17 protein-coding genes are annotated in these 18,192 nt (G+C 39.9%); 13 read left to right on the top strand and 4 right to left on the bottom strand.

The features are described from left to right. Positions 1 to 28 precede the first annotated feature (28 nt). The 11 genes from lepB to H153_RS0106665 all read left to right on the top strand — a co-directional run bounded on the left by lepB (position 29) and on the right by H153_RS0106665 (position 11,670). Positions 29 to 673: a signal peptidase I gene (gene lepB / locus H153_RS0106715; protein ID WP_022847371.1), complete on the top strand. Its 645-nt coding sequence runs from the start codon at positions 29 to 31 to the stop codon at positions 671 to 673. A gap of 103 nt (positions 674 to 776) precedes the next feature. Then, positions 777 to 2,939, top strand: coding sequence for a 5-methyltetrahydropteroyltriglutamate--homocysteine S-methyltransferase (gene metE / locus H153_RS0106710; RefSeq protein ID WP_022847370.1), 2,163 nt, complete (start codon positions 777 to 779; stop codon positions 2,937 to 2,939). After that, complete coding sequence (locus H153_RS0106705; protein ID WP_022847369.1) at positions 2,939 to 3,613, top strand: radical SAM protein; 675 nt, start codon at positions 2,939 to 2,941, stop codon at positions 3,611 to 3,613. Before metE ends, H153_RS0106705 begins: the two co-directional genes overlap by 1 nt. Next, positions 3,613 to 5,157 carry an anaerobic ribonucleoside-triphosphate reductase gene (gene nrdD / locus H153_RS0106700; protein ID WP_027720070.1) on the top strand — a complete coding sequence of 515 codons (1,545 nt, stop codon included), beginning with the start codon at positions 3,613 to 3,615 and terminating at the stop codon, positions 5,155 to 5,157. Before H153_RS0106705 ends, nrdD (H153_RS0106700) begins: the two co-directional genes overlap by 1 nt. 3 nt (positions 5,158 to 5,160) lie before the next feature. Then, a complete protein-coding gene (gene nrdD, locus H153_RS0106695; protein ID WP_027720069.1) occupies positions 5,161 to 5,694 on the top strand; it encodes an anaerobic ribonucleoside-triphosphate reductase in 534 nt (177 codons plus the stop codon). A gap of 115 nt (positions 5,695 to 5,809) precedes the next feature. Beyond that, positions 5,810 to 7,015 (top strand): tryptophan synthase subunit beta, encoded by a 1,206-nt coding sequence (gene trpB, locus H153_RS0106690; protein ID WP_022847368.1) that lies wholly within the window; start codon positions 5,810 to 5,812, stop codon positions 7,013 to 7,015. Next, positions 7,012 to 8,259, top strand: a complete 1,248-nt coding sequence (locus tag H153_RS0106685) for a bifunctional diguanylate cyclase/phosphodiesterase (RefSeq protein WP_022847367.1) — start codon at positions 7,012 to 7,014, stop codon at positions 8,257 to 8,259. Before trpB ends, H153_RS0106685 begins: the two co-directional genes overlap by 4 nt. An 11-nt stretch (positions 8,260 to 8,270) precedes the next feature. Further along, positions 8,271 to 9,095, top strand: a complete 825-nt coding sequence (gene cysQ / locus H153_RS0106680; RefSeq protein ID WP_022847366.1) for a 3'(2'),5'-bisphosphate nucleotidase CysQ — start codon at positions 8,271 to 8,273, stop codon at positions 9,093 to 9,095. Positions 9,096 to 9,273: 178 nt separating this feature from the next. Continuing rightward, a complete protein-coding gene (locus H153_RS0106675; RefSeq protein WP_022847365.1) occupies positions 9,274 to 9,585 on the top strand; it encodes a metalloregulator ArsR/SmtB family transcription factor in 312 nt (103 codons plus the stop codon). 3 nt (positions 9,586 to 9,588) lie between these two features. Further along, the gene (gene accD / locus H153_RS09520; protein WP_022847364.1) at positions 9,589 to 10,443 is read left to right on the top strand and encodes an acetyl-CoA carboxylase, carboxyltransferase subunit beta; all 855 of its coding nucleotides are present in this window, start codon (positions 9,589 to 9,591) and stop codon (positions 10,441 to 10,443) included. Further along, complete coding sequence (locus H153_RS0106665; protein ID WP_022847363.1) at positions 10,444 to 11,670, top strand: Mur ligase family protein; 1,227 nt, start codon at positions 10,444 to 10,446, stop codon at positions 11,668 to 11,670. On the opposite strand, the gene trmD is transcribed toward H153_RS0106665, so the two are convergent. Genes trmD through purH form a run of 4 tightly spaced genes read right to left on the bottom strand, consistent with a single transcriptional unit; the run spans position 11,581 to position 15,134 of the window. After that, positions 11,581 to 12,372, bottom strand: a complete 792-nt coding sequence (trmD, locus tag H153_RS0106660) for a tRNA (guanosine(37)-N1)-methyltransferase TrmD (protein WP_022847362.1) — start codon at positions 12,370 to 12,372, stop codon at positions 11,581 to 11,583. The two genes, H153_RS0106665 and trmD, sit on opposite strands and share 90 nt — an antisense overlap. Beyond that, a complete protein-coding gene (rimM, locus tag H153_RS0106655) occupies positions 12,372 to 12,935 on the bottom strand; it encodes a ribosome maturation factor RimM (protein ID WP_022847361.1) in 564 nt (187 codons plus the stop codon). Before rimM ends, trmD begins: the two co-directional genes overlap by 1 nt. 44 nt (positions 12,936 to 12,979) lie before the next feature. Continuing rightward, positions 12,980 to 13,525 (bottom strand): thioesterase family protein, encoded by a 546-nt coding sequence (locus H153_RS09515; protein ID WP_022847360.1) that lies wholly within the window; start codon positions 13,523 to 13,525, stop codon positions 12,980 to 12,982. Between the two features lie 10 nt (positions 13,526 to 13,535). After that, a complete protein-coding gene (purH, locus tag H153_RS0106645) occupies positions 13,536 to 15,134 on the bottom strand; it encodes a bifunctional phosphoribosylaminoimidazolecarboxamide formyltransferase/IMP cyclohydrolase (RefSeq protein WP_022847359.1) in 1,599 nt (532 codons plus the stop codon). A 66-nt stretch (positions 15,135 to 15,200) separates the two neighbouring features. Here purH and H153_RS0106640 point away from each other — a divergent pair, with 66 nt between their 5' ends. Further along, positions 15,201 to 16,454 (top strand): O-antigen ligase family protein, encoded by a 1,254-nt coding sequence (locus H153_RS0106640; RefSeq protein WP_022847358.1) that lies wholly within the window; start codon positions 15,201 to 15,203, stop codon positions 16,452 to 16,454. Next, positions 16,451 to 18,184 (top strand): ABC transporter ATP-binding protein, encoded by a 1,734-nt coding sequence (locus tag H153_RS0106635; RefSeq protein WP_022847357.1) that lies wholly within the window; start codon positions 16,451 to 16,453, stop codon positions 18,182 to 18,184. The genes H153_RS0106640 and H153_RS0106635 overlap by 4 nt, the downstream gene beginning before the upstream one ends. The last annotated feature ends 8 nt before the right edge of the window (positions 18,185 to 18,192 follow it).

Raw genomic sequence — 18,192 nt, 5'->3', positions numbered from 1 at the left:
AAAAATAGTATTTGTAAGGAGAGGTGTTTTGGACGAGAATAAACTTTATGAAAACATAAAATCTTTTGCCGTTGCGATAGTTTTAGCTTTGATTATAAGGACATTTATAGTTCAATCGTTCCACATTCCGTCAGGTTCCATGGAGCCAACTCTTCAGATAGGTGATTTTATCCTTGTTGATAAAGTTACCTACCATTTCAGAAAGCCGCAAAGGGGGGATGTGGTCGTTTTCCACTTTCCCCTGAATGAGGATGTTTACTACATAAAGCGTATAATGGCTGTTCCCGGCGATAGGATTCAGGTAATTAACGGTAGGGTCTATATTAACGGAAAACCTCTGAAGTATTCACCGGCCGGCACCTACTCTTACGAGGAAAACGGTATTAAGTACACCGGAGAGCTGTTTCATGAGGAAGTACCTGTAAAAGAAGGCGTTTTTAAGGATCACTTCATTTTAAAAACAGGAACGGCAGGAGATAATACCCCTGTTTTTACCGTTCCGCCGGGTGAGTATTTTATGATGGGGGACAACCGTAACAACAGTTACGATAGCAGATTCTGGGGATTTGTCAAAAAAGATAAGATTGTTGGAATTGCCAGAATTATTTTCTTTTCCTGGGATTCAACTCATTTTCGTCCAAGACTTTTCCGTATTGGAAAGCTGATTCACTGAGCCAGACCATTCCTTGCACCTGTAAGTCAGGGGATATAAAATTCAATCTACCGAATTAATAACTCCAACGTTAATGAAATCTATTTATGTCAGGAGGAGAAATATGGCAAAAACCTACGGTTACGGCTTTCCCCGCTTAGGAAAGCAGAGAGAGTTTAAAACACTTATAGAGGGGTACTGGGCCGGTAAGCTCACAGAAGAAGAACTCAGACAGGGGATAAAGAAACTTAATGAGAAGAGAGAGGAGACTTACAAAAAGTACGTTGATGCCTTTCCACAGGGTGAGATGACTTTTTACGATAACCTTTTTGATACGGCTTTAATATTCGGTATTTACAGCGCAGAAAACCTTGATGAGTACTTTAACCTCTGCCGTGGAAAGAATGCCCTTGAAATGACCAAGTGGTTTAACACCAACTATCACTACCTTGTTCCCGATTTTGAAGGTAAAGAGGTAGAGTTTAAACTTGGCTGGAACAAGCACGAAGGTATAAAAGAGAATGCTTATCTTATAGGTCCGTTTACACTGCTTAAACTTTCCAAAAACCTTCCTGAAGGAAAGTTTGGTGAACTTTTAAAGAAATTAGCGGTCAAGTATGCTGAATACTTTAAGTCTAATGGTTTTGAATCTGTTCACCTTGACGAGCCCGCTTTTGTTATGGAACTTACAGACGGAGAAGTTGAAGCCATAAAGGAAGCTTATAAAGCCTTTGACGGTGTTGATGCCAAGATAAACGTTTTCACCTACTACGACAGTGTGGATAATCTTCAGTTTGTTTTTGATCTTCCTGTTGCAGGTGTTGGCGTTGACCTTGTCCACGATAGGGGAGAGAACCTTTCACAGCTTGAAAAGGTAGATCCTAAAGGAAAGACGCTTTATGCTGGTGTAGTTGATGGAAGAAATGTCTGGAGAGCTGATATATTCAAAAAGGCGGAAATTATTAAGAAGCTGTCAGAAAAGTTCGATGTTGTTATTACAAATGCTGCGCCACTATTCCACCTTCCTGTAAACCTTAAAGGCGCAACGTTGCCACCTGAACTTGTTGCAAAGGTTGCCTTTGCCGAAGAAAAGCTCAACGAACTTAAACTTATAGCGGATGTTGTTGAAGGTAAGGAAGATGAGGCACGTTCATGGATTGAAGGAATTGATAAAGCTTTTGGTGTAAGGGAGAGTGTAAGAGAAAGAGTGAGAAACCTTACGGAGGCGGATTTCAATAAGCCTGTTCCTTATGCAGAAAGGATTAAGCTTCAGCAAGAGAGATTAAAACTTCCTCTCTTCCCGACAACTACGATAGGTAGCTTCCCTCAAACTCAAGAGGTAAGGAGGGTGAGACTTCTTAACAGAAGGGGTCAGCTTTCAGATCAGGATTATGAAACGTTTATAAAAGGTGAAATTGCGAAGGCTATAAGGATTCAGGAAGAGCTTGGTGTAGATGTTTTCGTTCATGGTGAGTTTGAAAGGAGTGACATGGTTGAATTCTTTGCGGAAAAGCTTGAAGGAATAGCAACTACAGGTAACGGATGGGTTATTTCTTACGGAACAAGGTCTTACAGACCGCCGATTATCTTTGGTGATGTTGAGAGAACAGAGCCGATGACCGTTAAAGAGATAGCATTTGCCCAGAGTCTCACAGATAAGCCTGTAAAAGGAATGTTAACAGGACCTGTTACAATCATTGCCTGGAGTTACTGTAGAGAAGACATTCCGGTTTCAGAGGTTGCTTACCAGATAGCTCTGGCTATTAGAGACGAGATTGCCGATTACGAGGAAGCAGGTATTAAGATTGTTCAGATTGACGAAGCTGCTTTCAGAGAAAAGGCACCTATTAAGAAGAGAAACTGGGATGAGTACTTTGACTGGGCTGTTAAGTCTTTTAGAGTTTGCCACGCCAGGTCAAAACCGGAAACTCAGATTCATTCCCACATGTGTTACTCTGAGTTTGGCGAAATAATTGAGTATATTCTTGCTATGGACTTTGATGTTATTTCTATTGAAGCTTCAAGGTCTAAAGGTGATATCATAGAAGCCTTTGAGAAGGTTAACTTTGACAGGCAGATAGGACTTGGTGTCTGGGATATTCACTCTCCATACGTTCCATCTGTTGAAGAGATGAAGCCGATTGTTGAGAGGGCGCTTAAGGTTATTCCTAAGGAGAACTTCTGGGTTAACCCTGACTGTGGTCTTAAGACAAGACGCTGGGAAGAGTGTATTCCTGCAATAAGAAACATCGTTGCACTTGCTCATGAATTGAGGGAGGAGGCGTGATGCCTCTCTCCCCTTTCCTTGATGTTGAGACGCCGGTTACGTTTAAGGATCAGCCAGGTGTTCAATCAGCCGTTCTCTATACGTACATACCCCTGTGCAACCTTGAATGCTTTCAGTGCCATAACAAACTCTCGTTTGACAGCCGTTCAGGATTTATTTCTTATGAAAAACTATCCGAGAAGCTTGATAAACTAAAACTCCTTGGCGTTGAACTGATAATTATCTCTGGTGGTGAGCCGACTCTTGAAAAGAGACTGGAGGAAGGTTTAAAATTTATCAGGAAAGCAGACTTTCCAGTAAGGATAGATACTAATGGAACATTACCTGACAGAATAGAAGAGCTTATAAGGAATAAAATGGTGGATGGATTTGCTTTAGATATTAAAATTCCGATAAAAGATGTTTATTCTGATGAAGAAAAAGCGAGATTTAAACAGATTTTATTTTCTAATAAACTTGAAAATGATAAAAAATTATCCTGGTATGTTGAAAATTTAAAAAAATCTGTTGAAAAAATTAAGAAATTCACTCTTGAAAATGGTTCTCAATTGACTATATTAAGAACTGTTAGGTATCCCTTATTAACGGAGAAAGACTTATCTGATATAAGAACTTTTGCTGAGTCAACAGGGATTCCCTATCAAATTAATCCTTTTTACAGTGTGGAGGCGTAATGAACAAGTATTTCAGGCTTATTGACCTTTTCATCGGTAATGATGATATTGCCAGAAACAATGCGAACTTTGTTAGAGGAATTCCCACTCTTGAACATGTTGTTGTTGGTGACGTAATGAAAGATTACCTCTTTGATGTTATATATGACGGGCTTCCTGTCAGAATTCATCATGAAGAGGGATGGGCTTACCATCATCAGACATACAGGCTTTCCGCTTACTGTATTGGTCTTTCTTCCAAAGATATAGCGTTTTACGGCTTAAGGAGTAATGCGAAAAACGAAAGGAGGGCGGCGCCTCCAAAGAGACTGGAAACACTCTTTATGCAGTGTGCGAATCTGATATGTCTCGTTGCACAGGAAGTTTCAGGTGCAACTTCTCTTAACGATATATCAACCGTTGCTGCAGGTTACCTCTATCACATGGAGAAAACGGGGAAGAAAAAATACACCGATTATGAACTTGAAAACATCTGGCAGGAATTTCTCTACAACATTAACCTTCCGTTTAGAAGTGGAAACTCACCGTTTTCAAACATAACCCTTGATTTTGCGAAGCCAAACACGAGGCTAAAAGATGAGCCTGTTATATATGCAGGCGAACTTCTCTCATACACCTACGGTGAGATTCCTTCAGAGTACTTTGACAGGATAAATGAAGCTTTTATTAGAGCTATGAAGAGGGGTGATGCAGACGGAAATCCTTTTACATTTCCGCTCATTACGGTTAATGTAACCGACGATTTTGATAAGAACAATCCTGCATGGAAGCTTCTGTTGAAGGAGTCAGAGTACTTTGGAGGATTCTACGTTCAGAATTACAAGACAGAACCATTTATGAAAGATTCCATCTACAAGAAGAAAAATCCTTACATAAAGCCCTTTGATGAGGGTATGATTTACAGTAACTGTTGCCGTATGCTGTTTGATATTTCACAGGTTGAAGCGGTAACAGGTTCCAACCCATTCCATTCCGGTTCAGGTGTCGGCGGTATAGGTGTTTATGCCATTAATATGAACAGGTTACTCTTCCTTGCAAAGCAGGATTTTGACTTTTTAACGGCCATGATAGATTACGTGATGGATATCGGTGCAAAGGCTCTTCAAAGGAAGAGAGCATGGCTTAAAAAACACTGGAACGATCTATATCCATATCTTTCTTTCTATCAAAAGGATGATAAGTCTCTCTTCAACATCTTTTCCGTTGTTGGTGTACATGAAGGCATGGTTAATGCCGGTTTTGAAGGCGGTTTATTTAACGATGAAGCAAAGGAGTATGCGCACAGGATAGCTCAGTATCTCTACAAGAAGCTTCACGAGTTTATGGAGAAAGATCAGGTTCTCTACTCTCTTGAGTATGCGCCGTCTGAAAACGCAGCGTGCAGAATGGCTGAAAAGGATATCGCTTTTGCAAATGCCATTGCTCAGGTACTTTCAGGAGAGAGGGAAAAGGAGATTTCAGTGGATCCGGAACTTAATAGATTTATAGATAGGGCGCTTGAGAAGTTTGGAGAGCGCATATTTGATATACCGGTTGGGAGGTAAGAGATGGAGAAAGTTCAGAAAATTACACCGAAGATATGTGTAAATGGTGATCCTGCAAATAAAAGGGTGTTCTTAACGTCGGGATTTCAGGCACCGTTTCAGGAAGGGGATTTGCTCAAGCAGATAGATGTGAATTCACACTTTCAGAGTTACGCTACCGGCGGAAGTATATTTCACCTTTTCACAGCAGAGGAGATGACACCGGAAGAGCAGGAAAAACTCATATTCAACATAATTGACAATTTTCCCATTCAGTACCTTACAAAGACACCATTTTTAACAACCTGCAATACCTGTGGTCATAAGATGGTTGGTAGAAAGACGGTCTGCGAAAGGTGCGGTTCTGAAGATGTTACCCTTTGGTCAAGACCTATTGGTTACTTTAGACCAGTAATGAGAGGCAAGATTTCAAAGGATTACAAAGAGGCGAACTATCTTTTCTGGTTGAACGGAAGGGTTGAAGACTTTGCCACAAGAAAAGAGGTAAGAAAAGAGGATGTTGAACACATCCTTGAAGAGTTAAGCTCAATGCTTTAACTGATTTTAATATCGGTACATTTAAAGCCCCTCTTTAAAGAGGGGCTTTTTTATTAGGAAATTTTTCGGATATCTTTTATACTTTACATTGTAAATTTTTCTGGAGGAGTGTAGCGTGTACAAATTTCCTGATAAATTTGGAAGGTTTGGCATATTTGGAGGAAAGTTTGTCCCTGAAACGTTAATGGCGGCACTTTCTGAACTTGAAGAGAGCTACTACTACTATAAGAATGATAAGGCGTTTCAGGAAGAGTTTAATGCGCTTTTAAAAGATTACGTTGGAAGGCCTACACCTCTTCAATTTGCGAGAGGTTTGTCTGAGTACATCGGTGGCGGTGTCAGGATATACCTTAAAAGGGAGGACTTAAACCACACCGGAGCTCATAAGATAAACAATGCTCTTGGACAGGCTCTTCTTGCGAAAAAGATGGGAAAAAAGAGGATTATCGCTGAAACCGGCGCCGGTCAGCACGGTGTTGCAACGGCAACGGCCTGTGCATTTTTAGGGCTTGAATGTGTTGTTTATATGGGTGAAGAGGATGTTCACCGTCAGGCACTGAATGTGTTCAGGATGGAACTTTTAGGCGCGAAAGTTGAGGTTGTTAAGTCAGGAAGCAGAACACTGAAGGATGCAGTAAATGAGGCGATTCGCGATTGGGTTACAAACGTTAGAACAACCCACTACATAATAGGTTCCGTTGTAGGTCCACATCCTTATCCGGAAATGGTTAGAGATTTTCAGGCTGTTATCGGAAGGGAAGCGAAGGAACAGATACTTGAAAAAGAGGGAAGGCTCCCAGATATGATTGTTGCCTGTGTTGGCGGTGGGAGTAATGCTATGGGAATCTTCTATCCGTTTGTTGAGGATGAAGAGGTTGAACTCATAGGTGTTGAGGCAGGTGGCTACGGCCTTGATACCGGCAAGCATGCAGCCAGCATATGCAGAGGTTCTCTTGGCGTTCTTCACGGTGCCAAATCCTACCTTCTTCAGACCGAAGATGGACAGGTTTTACCGACACATTCTGTATCTGCGGGTCTTGACTATCCGGGTGTTGGCCCTGAACACGCTCTGCTTCACCATATTGGCCGTGCAAAATACGATGCGGTTACGGATGAGGAGGCGATAAGGGCGTTTCAAATTCTTTCAAAAACAGAGGGTATTATTCCGGCACTTGAGAGTTCTCATGCTGTGGCATGGCTTATTAAAAATAGATCAAAATTGAAAAATAAAGTTGTTATAATGAATCTATCGGGCCGTGGTGATAAAGATGTAAACCAGATAGGAGAAATACTTTCGGAAAGGGAAGATTTGAAGTTATGACCCATGAATTTAAAAGTGGTTCCTCTTTGGCTATTCTTGATAGGACGGAGTTTTTAGAGAAGGTAGCATCTCTTAAAGACGATAACCTTGCTCTTTTCATCATTGATGTTGATGACTTTAAATTGGTCAATTTTTCATACGGTTACCGTATGGGAGATGCAGTAATTTCTGCCGTTGCTAAAAAGGTCTGTTCGGTTGTTACCCGGTACTGTTCTTCTTTCATTATTGGTAAGGTTGGTTCAAACAGTTTTGCCATTCTTGTTAGAGGTCTTGATCCGGTGCTCGGGTTTCGCAGAATAGAGGAGATATACAACAAGCATTTTGAGAGATTGAACTTTAAAATAGGAAGGGACTTTTTCTCTCTGACCACAAGTTGCGGTGTTGCGTTTTACACAAGAGATCAGGGGAATGTGTGTGATCTCTTTAAAAAGGCCGAGGAGGCACTTTACAGTGCAAAGAGGAGGGGAAAAAACTGTATTGTTTTTATAGATAACGAATCGAGCAATTTTGATAAGATGCAGGAAATACGTCTTAAGCTTGTTGAGGCTATAGAAAAGCGGACAGTGATTCCTTACTTTCAACCTATAGTGAGTCTCAGAACAGGGAGAATTTACGGTTATGAGGTTTTAGCCAGAATATTTCACGGTGACGAAGTTTTAAAAGGAGATTATATTATTGATATTGCAAACACGTTTAATCTAATTCCTGAAATAGATAAGATCATTTTTGAAAAGGCCTCTGTTTATCTTGATAATAGTTATAAGCTTTTCTTCAATCTTTCTATGAAATACTTTTTTAAGGAACTCAATAATATATGGAGGGTTGTGAAAGATAGGAATCTAAACTCTTCCAATATTGTCATTGAGATTACGGAGTCGCAGAAAGTTATGGGGATGAACGTTGCTCAGAGTATCTTTCAGATTTTTAGAGATATGAATGCAAAGATAGCTATTGACGATTTTGGTTCAGGTTACTCCTCATACAGTTACCTTAAAAAGTTTCCTGCAGACATTCTTAAGATAGACGGAGAATTCGTTAAAGGAGCGAAGAGAGATATAAGGGACCTGACGATTATGAAATCGATAGTTGAGGTTGCCAAGCCTTTTAGACTGAGGGTTTTAGCTGAGTTTATAGAGGACGAAGAGGATTACACACTTATGAGAGAAATCGGTGTTGGTCTTGGTCAGGGATGGTTCATAGGTAAACCGCAGCCTGAACCGTATGATGTAAAAATAGATATATAGAGGATAGAATTATGAAAGATTTACTCTTTACAGCAATAACGACAGCTTTAAAAAGCGGTGAAGCTATTCTTTCTGTCTATGAGAGAGATTTTGAGGTGGAAGAAAAGGCGGACAAATCACCTCTTACAGAAGCAGATAGGCTTTCTCACAGGATAATAGTTTCCCATCTTCCTGATTATCCTATACTTTCGGAAGAAGGAAAAACAGTTCCTTATGAAAAGAGGAGCAGGTGGAAGCGCTTCTGGCTTATAGATCCGCTTGATGGAACCAAAGAGTTTATTAAGAGGAATGGTGAATTTACGGTTAATATAGCTCTTATTGAGAATGGAAGGCCAATTTTAGGGGTTGTTTATGCACCTGTTGTAAAAACGCTTTACTATGGAGCGGAAAAGATAGGAGCTTTCAAGGTTGAAAATGGCAAATTTTCTTTTTTAGAAGAGATAACTTCTCCTGAAAGGTTCTGGAACGAAATAGAAAAGGTAGCGGTAAGGCTTCCTGTAGAGAGTAAGAGAGAGGAAGTGGTTGTTGTTGCTTCCCGTTCCCATAGAAATCCTGAAACAGAGGCTTTTATAAAAGAGATGGAAGAGAGGTTTGGCAAGATAAGAACGGTTTCTAAAGGAAGTTCTTTAAAGCTCTGTCTTGTGGCAGAGGGGGAAGCTGATGTTTATCCAAGGCTTGCACCTACAATGGAGTGGGACACCGGGGCTGGCCAGGCAGTTGTTGAAGCGGCAGGCGGACGGGTTGTTAATTATGAAACAGGTAAACCATTAATTTACAATAAAAGAGATTTATTGAACCCGCACTTTGTTGTTTTTAGAAAAGATTTTATTTTATGAATGGCTTAAAAAGTGGTTTTTGATTTTTGGAGAGAGATGGTTTTTTAAATTCTCGATACAAAATAGATAGAATTTCATTTTTTAGCATATAAGACATTGACAACACCAGACAAGATTTCTATAATTTAAAATAGTGCACCTAAAATTAATATTTTGTTATTCTTTTCAGGAGGTTTATATGGCTAAGACAGGTTCTAAAATGCTTGACGACAGGAGACTTGAAGAAGGAGCGGAATGTCTGAAAGCGCTGGCTTCTCCGGTAAGATTAAAGATTCTTTTTAAGTTAAAAGAAAAACCGATGTGTGTAACAGACCTTGAGAAAGAATTGGGAATTTCTCAGTCTTCTCTTTCGCAGCATCTCAGGACACTTCGCTATAAAGGGATAGTTGACAAAAAGAGAGAGGGGAATAAAGTTTATTACACCATTTCTTCAGACGCTTTTATTCAGCTTTTAAATACACTGCCTGACATCATTTGCTTTAAGGGATAAAGTATGTTTAGAAAGTTGTTTAAAAAAGGAATAGATACCGGGGAAACAAAAGCTTCAGCGGTTCCTTCCGGTTTATGGATAAAGTGTAACGAGTGTAAAAGCCTTCTGTTCAGAGGTGAGCTTGAAAAGAATTTAATGGTGTGTCCAAAGTGTGGCTTCCATTTTCCGATGGAAGCAAGAGAAAGACTCTTTTCCCTTTTTGATAAAGGGGAGTATGAGGAACTTGATACAGAGCTTGAGCCAAAAGATATTTTAGGGTTTAGTGACCGTAAACCGTACACTGAAAGACTTGCTTCTGCTCAGAGAAAAACGGGTTTAAAAGATGCTGTTGTGAATGCTAAAGGAAAAATTGGCGAAATAGATGCGTATGTTACCTGTTTTGATTTTAAGTTTATGGGTGGAAGTATGGGCTCGGTGGTCGGCGAGAAGATTACAAGAAACATAGAAAGGGCTGCAGAGGAAGGGATACCTTTCATCTGTATCTCTTCTTCAGGAGGAGCAAGGATGCAGGAGGGAATTATCTCCCTTATGCAGATGGCCAAAACATCAGCAGCCCTTGCTCGTCTTGAGGAAAGGGGGGTTCCTTACATCTCTGTTCTTACCCATCCTACGATGGGTGGTGTTTCTGCAAGCTTTGCCTTTTTAGGGGATGTGATTATTGCAGAGCCTGGGGCTCTTATAGGTTTCGCCGGCCCCCGGGTCATTGAACAAACGATAAGACAGAAACTTCCAAAAGGTTTTCAAAAGGCAGAGTTTCTCCTTGAACACGGATTGATAGACATGGTTGTTCCAAGGGAAGATTTAAAGGATACGATAGTCCATTTTCTTAAACTGTTTACAGAGAAGGTAGTTGCTTAGGTGACTGATTTTGAGACCTATTTTGCCAGTAAAGAGTTTGTCTGGAAAATCGGGCTTGACAGGATAAAGGGTGCTTTAAGCACCCTTTCTTTTTCTCTGCCTCCATCCGTTATTGTTGCCGGTACCAACGGCAAAGGTTCCACTTCCACTTGTATTGCTTCTATTTTGAAGGAGCACGGAAAAAAGGTGGGTCTTTTTACATCTCCACACATCTTAAGGTTCAACGAGAGATTTCGCTTGGATCTCAGACAGGTTGATACAGAGACTTTGAATAGGGCGTTTAGAGAAATTTTGCCTGTTGTTGAAAAATTCTCTCTGACTTACTTTGAGGCTGCTTTTTTGCTTGCTGTTTTTCTTTTTAAAGATTGTGATTTTGTCGTTTACGAGGTTGGACTTGGCGGAAGGCTTGATGCTACAAACGCCATTTCTCACGATTTAGCGGTTATCACCCACATTGATTTTGACCATAAAGATTACCTTGGTGATACGATAGAGAAGATAGCTGTTGAGAAGTTGCACGTTGTAAAGGATAGGATTCCTGTTGTTATTTCCGATAATCTGCCGGTTGTTTTCAGGCTTGCAGAAAAGTTTACGGATAGGATTATCGCTTATGGCAGGGATTTTTCCACTTTAGATGTTAATGTTTCTCTTTCAGGAACAGAGGCTTTTTACAGGGATGAGGATTCGGCATTTCGCTTTTTAGTTCCTCTTTACGGGTTTCATCAGGCTGTAAACAGTGCTACGGCCGTTTCAGCTGCAAAGATTATTTTAAAAGAAGTTCTTGGCGAAGAGTTTTCAGTTTCAAAAGCTGTGAAGGGATTGTCCAGCGTGAAGCTTCCGGGAAGATTTCAGATTGTAAGGGAAAAACCTCTTTTAATAGTGGATGTTGCCCATAATCCTGATGCCGTAAAGAAGTTTGTTGAAACTTTGAAGCTTCTCGAGCTAAAAGTGGATGTTCTTTATTCTGGTTTAAGGGATAAAGACGTGAAAAGGGTTATGTCAATTCTTGAAGGCTATACAAAATCGCGAGGAAGACAATTATTTGTTACAGAAATAGATAATGAAAGGGCACTTTCCGCTGAAGATATCAGAAAATTTTCAGGCTCTGCCGCTATTGTGAAGGATATTTCAACTGTTTTAGATAGACCGATTGCCGTCGTTGGATCCTTTTACCTTATTGGAAAACTTTCTAATTACCTCTCTGACGATTCTCTCTTCCTCTTTTGAGAATTTTCCGTCTTTAAGAAGTTTTTCTATTAATGATGGATTTCTAAGGTACGTCTTTTCTATAGATTTTTCCTTCCTCCACAGTTCTATCTTTTTATGGTGCCCTGATAAAAGGATTTCTGGAACCTTCATTCCTCTATATTCTGCAGGTCTTGTGTAGTTTGGATATCCCATAAGGCCTCTGTCACTGAAGGAGTCTGCTTCAAGAGATTCTCTGCTGCCGAGAACACCGGGTATTAGTCTTATAACGGCGTCCATTATTACCATGCCTGGAAGTTCCCCGCCTGTTAAAACATAGTTTCCTATTGATATCTCTTCATCTACTATCGCTTTCACTCTCTCATCGACGCCTTCGTACCTTCCACATATTATGAGTATGTTCTCTTTTTTTGATAATTCAATGGCTTTTTTCTGTGTAAAAGTTTCTCCCCAGGGTTCAGTTAAAATTACGTACGGTTTTTTTCCCCTCTCTTCGCAGATGTGATCAAACGCCCGAAATATAGGTTCCGGTTTTAAAACCATGCCGGGTCCACCGCCGTAAGGAACATCATCAACCACTCTGTGCCTGTCTGTTGTGAAATCTCTCAAATTGTGAATTTTTACGCTGATCTTTCCCGACTTTATGGCTCTTCCTATAACGCCTTCTGTGAGAAAGCCTGAAAACAGTCCCGGAAGGACGGTTAAAACATCAAAAGAAGGCATTAGATGAGGCCCTCTATTGGTTTTATTGTGATTATTTTTTCTTTTACGTTTATATCTTTTACAAATTCATCTATGAACGGTATAAGGGCTTCTTTCCCATCTTCCTTTTCTACTACAAGTATGTGGCTTGCCGGCATTTCCATTATTTCTTTCACCTTTCCTACAGTGCTTTTCTCTTCTGTTACTACTGTACAACCAATCAGATCTTCGAAGAAGAATTCATTGCTTTCTAAAGGTGCTGTATCTTCTTTTTTTATGTAAAGTTCTGTATTTATCGCAGATTCTGCTTGATTTCTGTCTTCTATCTCTTTGAACTTTGCTATGAATATGTTTTTGTAAGGCTTAATTGATTCAATTGTAAGGTTTTTTTTCGCCGTTCCTCTGTATCCAGAAAGTGTTTTAACGTGAGATATCTGTCTCTCAAAAATGTCAGATTCGGGTTTAATTTTTACATCACCTTTTATCCCATGAGCTCCAACGATTTTGCCTATTAGAACTTCGTTTGAGTGATCTATCTTTTTCTTCCGTCTCTCTAAAATTTCTTTTATGCTTCTCTTTTTCATCGTTTCTCCGAAGAAGGAAGGGGGGCATAGGCCCCTCCTGATTGTTAGTTGTTCTCTTCAGGTTTCTGAATTTTTTCTATTACAAACTTTTTGAGCTTTTCCTGGACCTCTTCCTCGCTTTCAGGTGGTTTTGCTTCCTGTGGCTGTTCCTGTATGAGGCCTTTGGCTTTGAGTTGCTCTAAAACTTCCTTTCCAAAACTTACAGGTCTTCCCTGCGGGTCTATAAATATGTGCTGTGTGAATCCAACCGCAAGTACAGCTTCGTCTCTTATTATTCTGTAGTCAAACCTTATGCCTCTTGACTCTATGTTTGTGATGGCCGTTTCTATTGTTATTAGGTCGTCGTAAACAATAGGGGCCATGTATCTGCAGGCGGTTTCAACAACAGGCATTAAAATTTGTCTCTGCTGAAGTATCTGTCTATATTCAATACCTAAAGCTCTGAAAAGCTCTGTTCTTCCTCTTTCAAAAAGATGGAAGTAATTGGCGTAGTACATTACACCGTATGCATCCGTTTCACCCATCGTTACCCTGTATTGCATGGTCCCTACGATTACCTGCTGTTGTTGCTGTTTTTGCTCTTCTGCCATCCTTTCCCCCTTAATGTCTAAAGTGTCTTATCCCTGTAAATACCATTGCCATTCCGTGTTCGTTTGCCGCTTCTATTACTTCATTGTCTCTTATTGAACCGCCCGGCTGTATAATGGCCTTCACACCAACCTTTGCAGCTTCGTCAACACTGTCTCTAAATGGGAAGAAAGCTTCACTTGCGAGGACGCATCCTTCCATGTCAAGTCCCATCTCTTTTGCTTTTAGAGCAGCACATTTTGCAGCGTCAACGCGGGATGTCTGTCCTACACCTATTCCTATGGCAACGCCGTCTTTGGCGTAAACTACAGAGTTTGACTTTACCCATTTTACTACTTTAAATGCAAAGAGAAGGTCTTTCCACTCTCTTTCCGTAGGTTTTCTTTCTGTTACGACTTTTAGCTTTTCCGGTACTACTGTGATGAGGTCCCTATCCTGTACCAGCATTCCGCCAACAACTTTCCTGTAGTCAAACGGTGAGTTCTCACCCCGCAGGGTAAGATTTTTAAGGCCGTTTGTTGTAAGCACCCTTAAGTTCTTTTTCGTTTTTAGTATTTCAAGGGCATTTTCAGAGTACTCCGGTGCTATTATGCATTCATAAAATCTTTGAACTATAAGTTTAGCTACCTCTTCGTTAACAGTCGCGTTAAACGCTATGATACCACCAAAGGCGGAAACCGGGTCAACTTTAAGTGCTTTTTCATATGCCTCTTCAGGTGTTTTTCCTATAGCCATTCCGCAGGGGTTGGCATGTTTTATTATTGCGCAGGCGATGCCGTCTTTTTCGGGGTCAAACTCCAATACTAAATTGAACGCACCGTCTATGTCGTAGATGTTGTTAAAGGAAAGTTCTTTCGCTCCGTGTATCTTTTCTGCGTTTGTTACGCAGGGTTCTTCGTTAAATATCTCTCTGTAAAATGCTGCTCTCTGATGTGGATTTTCACCGTATCTTAAATCCTGAATTTTTTCAAATGTGATTGTTAGTGGATTTCTGAATTCTGGCGGCTCAGTGTTCTTTTTACCTTTTTCGTTTACGGAAAATAGGTATTCTGTTATTACAGCATCATAGTGGGCTGTCAGGTTAAAGGCCTTTTTCGCTAAGTAGAATCTGGTCTTAAGCGAGATTTCGCCAGTGCTCTTAAGTTCTTCTACGATTTTGTCGTAATCTGCAGGATCTGTTACTATGGCCACGTACTTAAAATTTTTGGCTGCGGCCCTTACCATTGTTGGCCCGCCAATGTCGATGTTTTCTATGATCTCTTCAAAGGAAGAACCTTTTTTAACGGTTTCTTTAAAGGGGTAGAGATTAACTACGACAATGTCTATTCGCTCTATGCCTAATTCTTCCATCGTTTTTATGTGGTCAGGGTTGTCTCTTTTAGATAGGATGCCACCGTGAACTTTGGGATGGAGTGTTTTTACTCTTCCTTCCATTATTTCGGGAAATCCGGTTATTTCAGAGATCTCTTTTACGGGAATGTCGTTTTCTTTTAGAAGCTTTGCCGTTCCGCCTGTTGAGATGATTTCTACACCCATTTTGTTAAGTTCTCTGGCAAATGGGACGATGCCGGTTTTGTCAGATACGGATATAATAGCTCTAACAGGTTTCAAATTAGCCTCCTGCGGAATTTGATTTATTGCTACAGAATTTTATCAAACCGAGATTGGGAGCTTTTCATGAGATTGAAACTTTTGAAAGTTGGCGCAGTTTTTCTTTCACTTTCTGTATATTTGCTTGCTTTTACAATTCCTCTCTCTATAGCCGGTGACAATATTGCTATTGGTGTTGGTGTTTTAGGCCTTGTTTTACTTTTACTCGGTGGTGAAAGTGTAAAGTTACCTGATCTTAAACCTTTAACTTTTTTTGTAGTTCCGGAGGCTGTTTCTATTGTTCTTTCACAAGATTTTAGAAAAGCTTGGAAACAGAGTTCCTTGAATCATCACCTTTTTCCAGTGGTTCTCGTCTATGATAGACTTAAGAAAGGGTTGTCTTTAGAAAGACTTTTGAAATTTTTATCTTTTAGTTCTCTTGCTCTTGCCTTTTCTGTAATATTTGAGGCTTTTACTCATCAGAATATAAAGCATTTCCGGCTTTCAAGGTTTCATTTGTTTCTTGAGCCGGTCAGGGCAAAAGGTTTGTTCCATCAGCTAACTACGGGGGGAGTTCTTTTTCTCTTGCTCTTTCTTTTTGTCGGGTTGAGCCTTAGATATAAGAATTCACTCTACAGGCTTGTGGCGGTTTTTCTATTTCTATCGGTTATTTTGAATCAGAGCCGCTCTTACTGGATAGGGATGTTTGTGGGTTTGATTTTTCTGTTTTTGTTGATTTATAAAAGGAAAGGGTTTTTCTATTTTTCCGGTTTTTTTGCCATCTTCATCTGTATGGCTTTTGTTTTTACACCTTTAAAGGCGAGACTTGAGAGCATTTTAAATACAAAAACTAACGGTAGCAATACCACAAGATTGATCATCTGGCGTTCACACTACAAAGCTATTAGAAATGACTTTTCTTTTAAGCAGAAATTGATTGGTGCACCGGTTGTAGGTAAGGATATGTGTTGTAAATATATACCTGAGAGCTATGAAAAAGTTCTTGGGAAGAAGCCGCCCAGGGTGGAGAATCTTTGTGATAAGCACTTCTTTCACTGTTTAAGTCATAACATATATATAAAATACCTGACAGATTTTGGAATTTTAGGGTTGATTGGTTATATCAGTTTTATTCTGTATTTAGTGGTAATGAATATTCGTGGCTTTTCTCAATTTTCAGAGCCACTTTTTGCCGCTTTTGCCTCTATGTATGCTGGCTTTGCCGCAGCCGGTTTCTTTGAGAATAACTTTACAGATGCTGAAGTTAAGATCTGTTTTATGTTTATATTGGGTATAAATTTTTACCTTCTTGATAAACTACGTTCAGGAGAAAAACTTTGAAGAAGTTTCCCTGGTGGCTATTTAGTTACATTAAAGAGTACAAGTTCTTAATGATAGTTACAGTTGTTGCCATGTTGGTTCATTCGGCGGTAACATCCTATCTTGCGTATTTCATAAAGGATATAATAAACTCTGTCTTCGTTACTAAAAACGAACATATGCTAAAACTCCTGCCCTTTATTCTTTTAGGACTTCTCCTTGTTAAAGGGGTTGCCTTCTTTTTCAGTTACTATACAGCTTCATACCTTGGTCAAACGGTGATAGCAAGGTTGAGAGAGGATTTGTACGATAAAGTTTTGAGGCTACCGATGGATGTGCTTCAGGGAGAGTCTGCGGGCTCTTTCGTTTCAAAGATAATCAATGATACGGCGCTTCTGCAGGAATTTACAGCAAGATACGTTGTTGCTTTTATGAGGGATCTTACAACATCTATAGGATTGATGATTGCGGTTATTTATATGGATCCCAGGCTTGCCTTTGCCGGATTTGTTGCATTACCTCTAATAGGTATTGTTATATCTGAGTTTGGAAAAAAAGTTAAAAAGTACACTTTCAGGATGCAGGAGAAACTTGCTAACCTTACAGCTCATCTGTTTGATGGTGTTAAAAACATAAGAGAGGTAAAACTCTTTTTACTTGAAGAGCGGTTTTCCGACCTTTTTAAAGAAGAGAATAAACGTTATGTAAAGCAGTTTATGAAGATAAAGTTTATTCAGGGCATCTATCCTCCCATTGTTGAAATTATTGCCGGTGTTGTTATAGGAGGGTTAATCTTTTACGGCGGTTACAGGATAGTTGAAGGGACACTTACGCCGGGCGGTTTTTTTGCCTTTATTATTGCCCTGATAATGGCGTATGAACCTATAAGAAAGCTTGGCAGCACTTACAACAATATTCAGCAGGCAGTTGCCGTGGCCGAAAGGGTAAAAAAAATTCTTTCTATTCCGGACGAGTATGCCCTTAAGGATGGTTCTTTAAACTTAGATAGTTTCATAGCAAGGATAGAGTTTGAGGATGTTCATTTTTCCTATCCAGGCAGGGAAGAGAAAGTTTTGAAAGGTATAGATGCTTCTTTCGTTTCGGGGAAGAAGTATGCGATTGTTGGCAAGACGGGAAGTGGGAAGTCCACATTGGTGAGTTTAATACCGAGATTCTTTGATGTAACTTCTGGCACTTTAAAAGTAAACAATAGGGATGTAAGGGATTATAAATTGCGTCCTTTGAGAAAGAGGATAGGCTTTGTGTCTCAAGACATCGTTCTCTTCAGGGGAACAATAAGAGAAAACATAGCGATAGGAAAACCTGATGCCTCTATGGAAGAAATAATAAGAGCCGCTAAAATAGCGCATATTCATGATTTTATAGAGACTCTTCCTGAAAAATATGAAACGCTTCTTGGAGAAGGTGGTATTCAGCTGTCAGGTGGTCAGAAACAGAGGATAGCAATAGCAAGGGCAGTTCTTAAAAATCCAGATGTTCTTATTCTTGATGAGGCTACCAGTGCCCTTGATTCTGAAACGGAGAAGGCTGTTCAGGATGCTGTTGACAGGATATTTAAAGATAAAATTCTTATTGCCATAGCTCATAGACTTTCTACTGTTTTAAACAGTGATGAGATTCTTTTTATGGAAGATGGGAAGATTATTGCCCGTGGGAGTCACAGGGATCTGCTGGCGATGAGTGATAGATACAAAAGGTTATGTGAATTACAGTTTAACGAGAGTCTATAAGAGGTGAA

Origin of the sequence: Desulfurobacterium sp. TC5-1 (assembly GCF_000421485.1) — a bacterium.
Lineage (GTDB): Bacteria > Aquificota > Aquificia > Desulfurobacteriales > Desulfurobacteriaceae > Desulfurobacterium_A.
The sequence above is the reverse complement of the archived record's forward strand: the minus strand, read 5'-3'. Positions and strand labels throughout refer to the sequence as shown.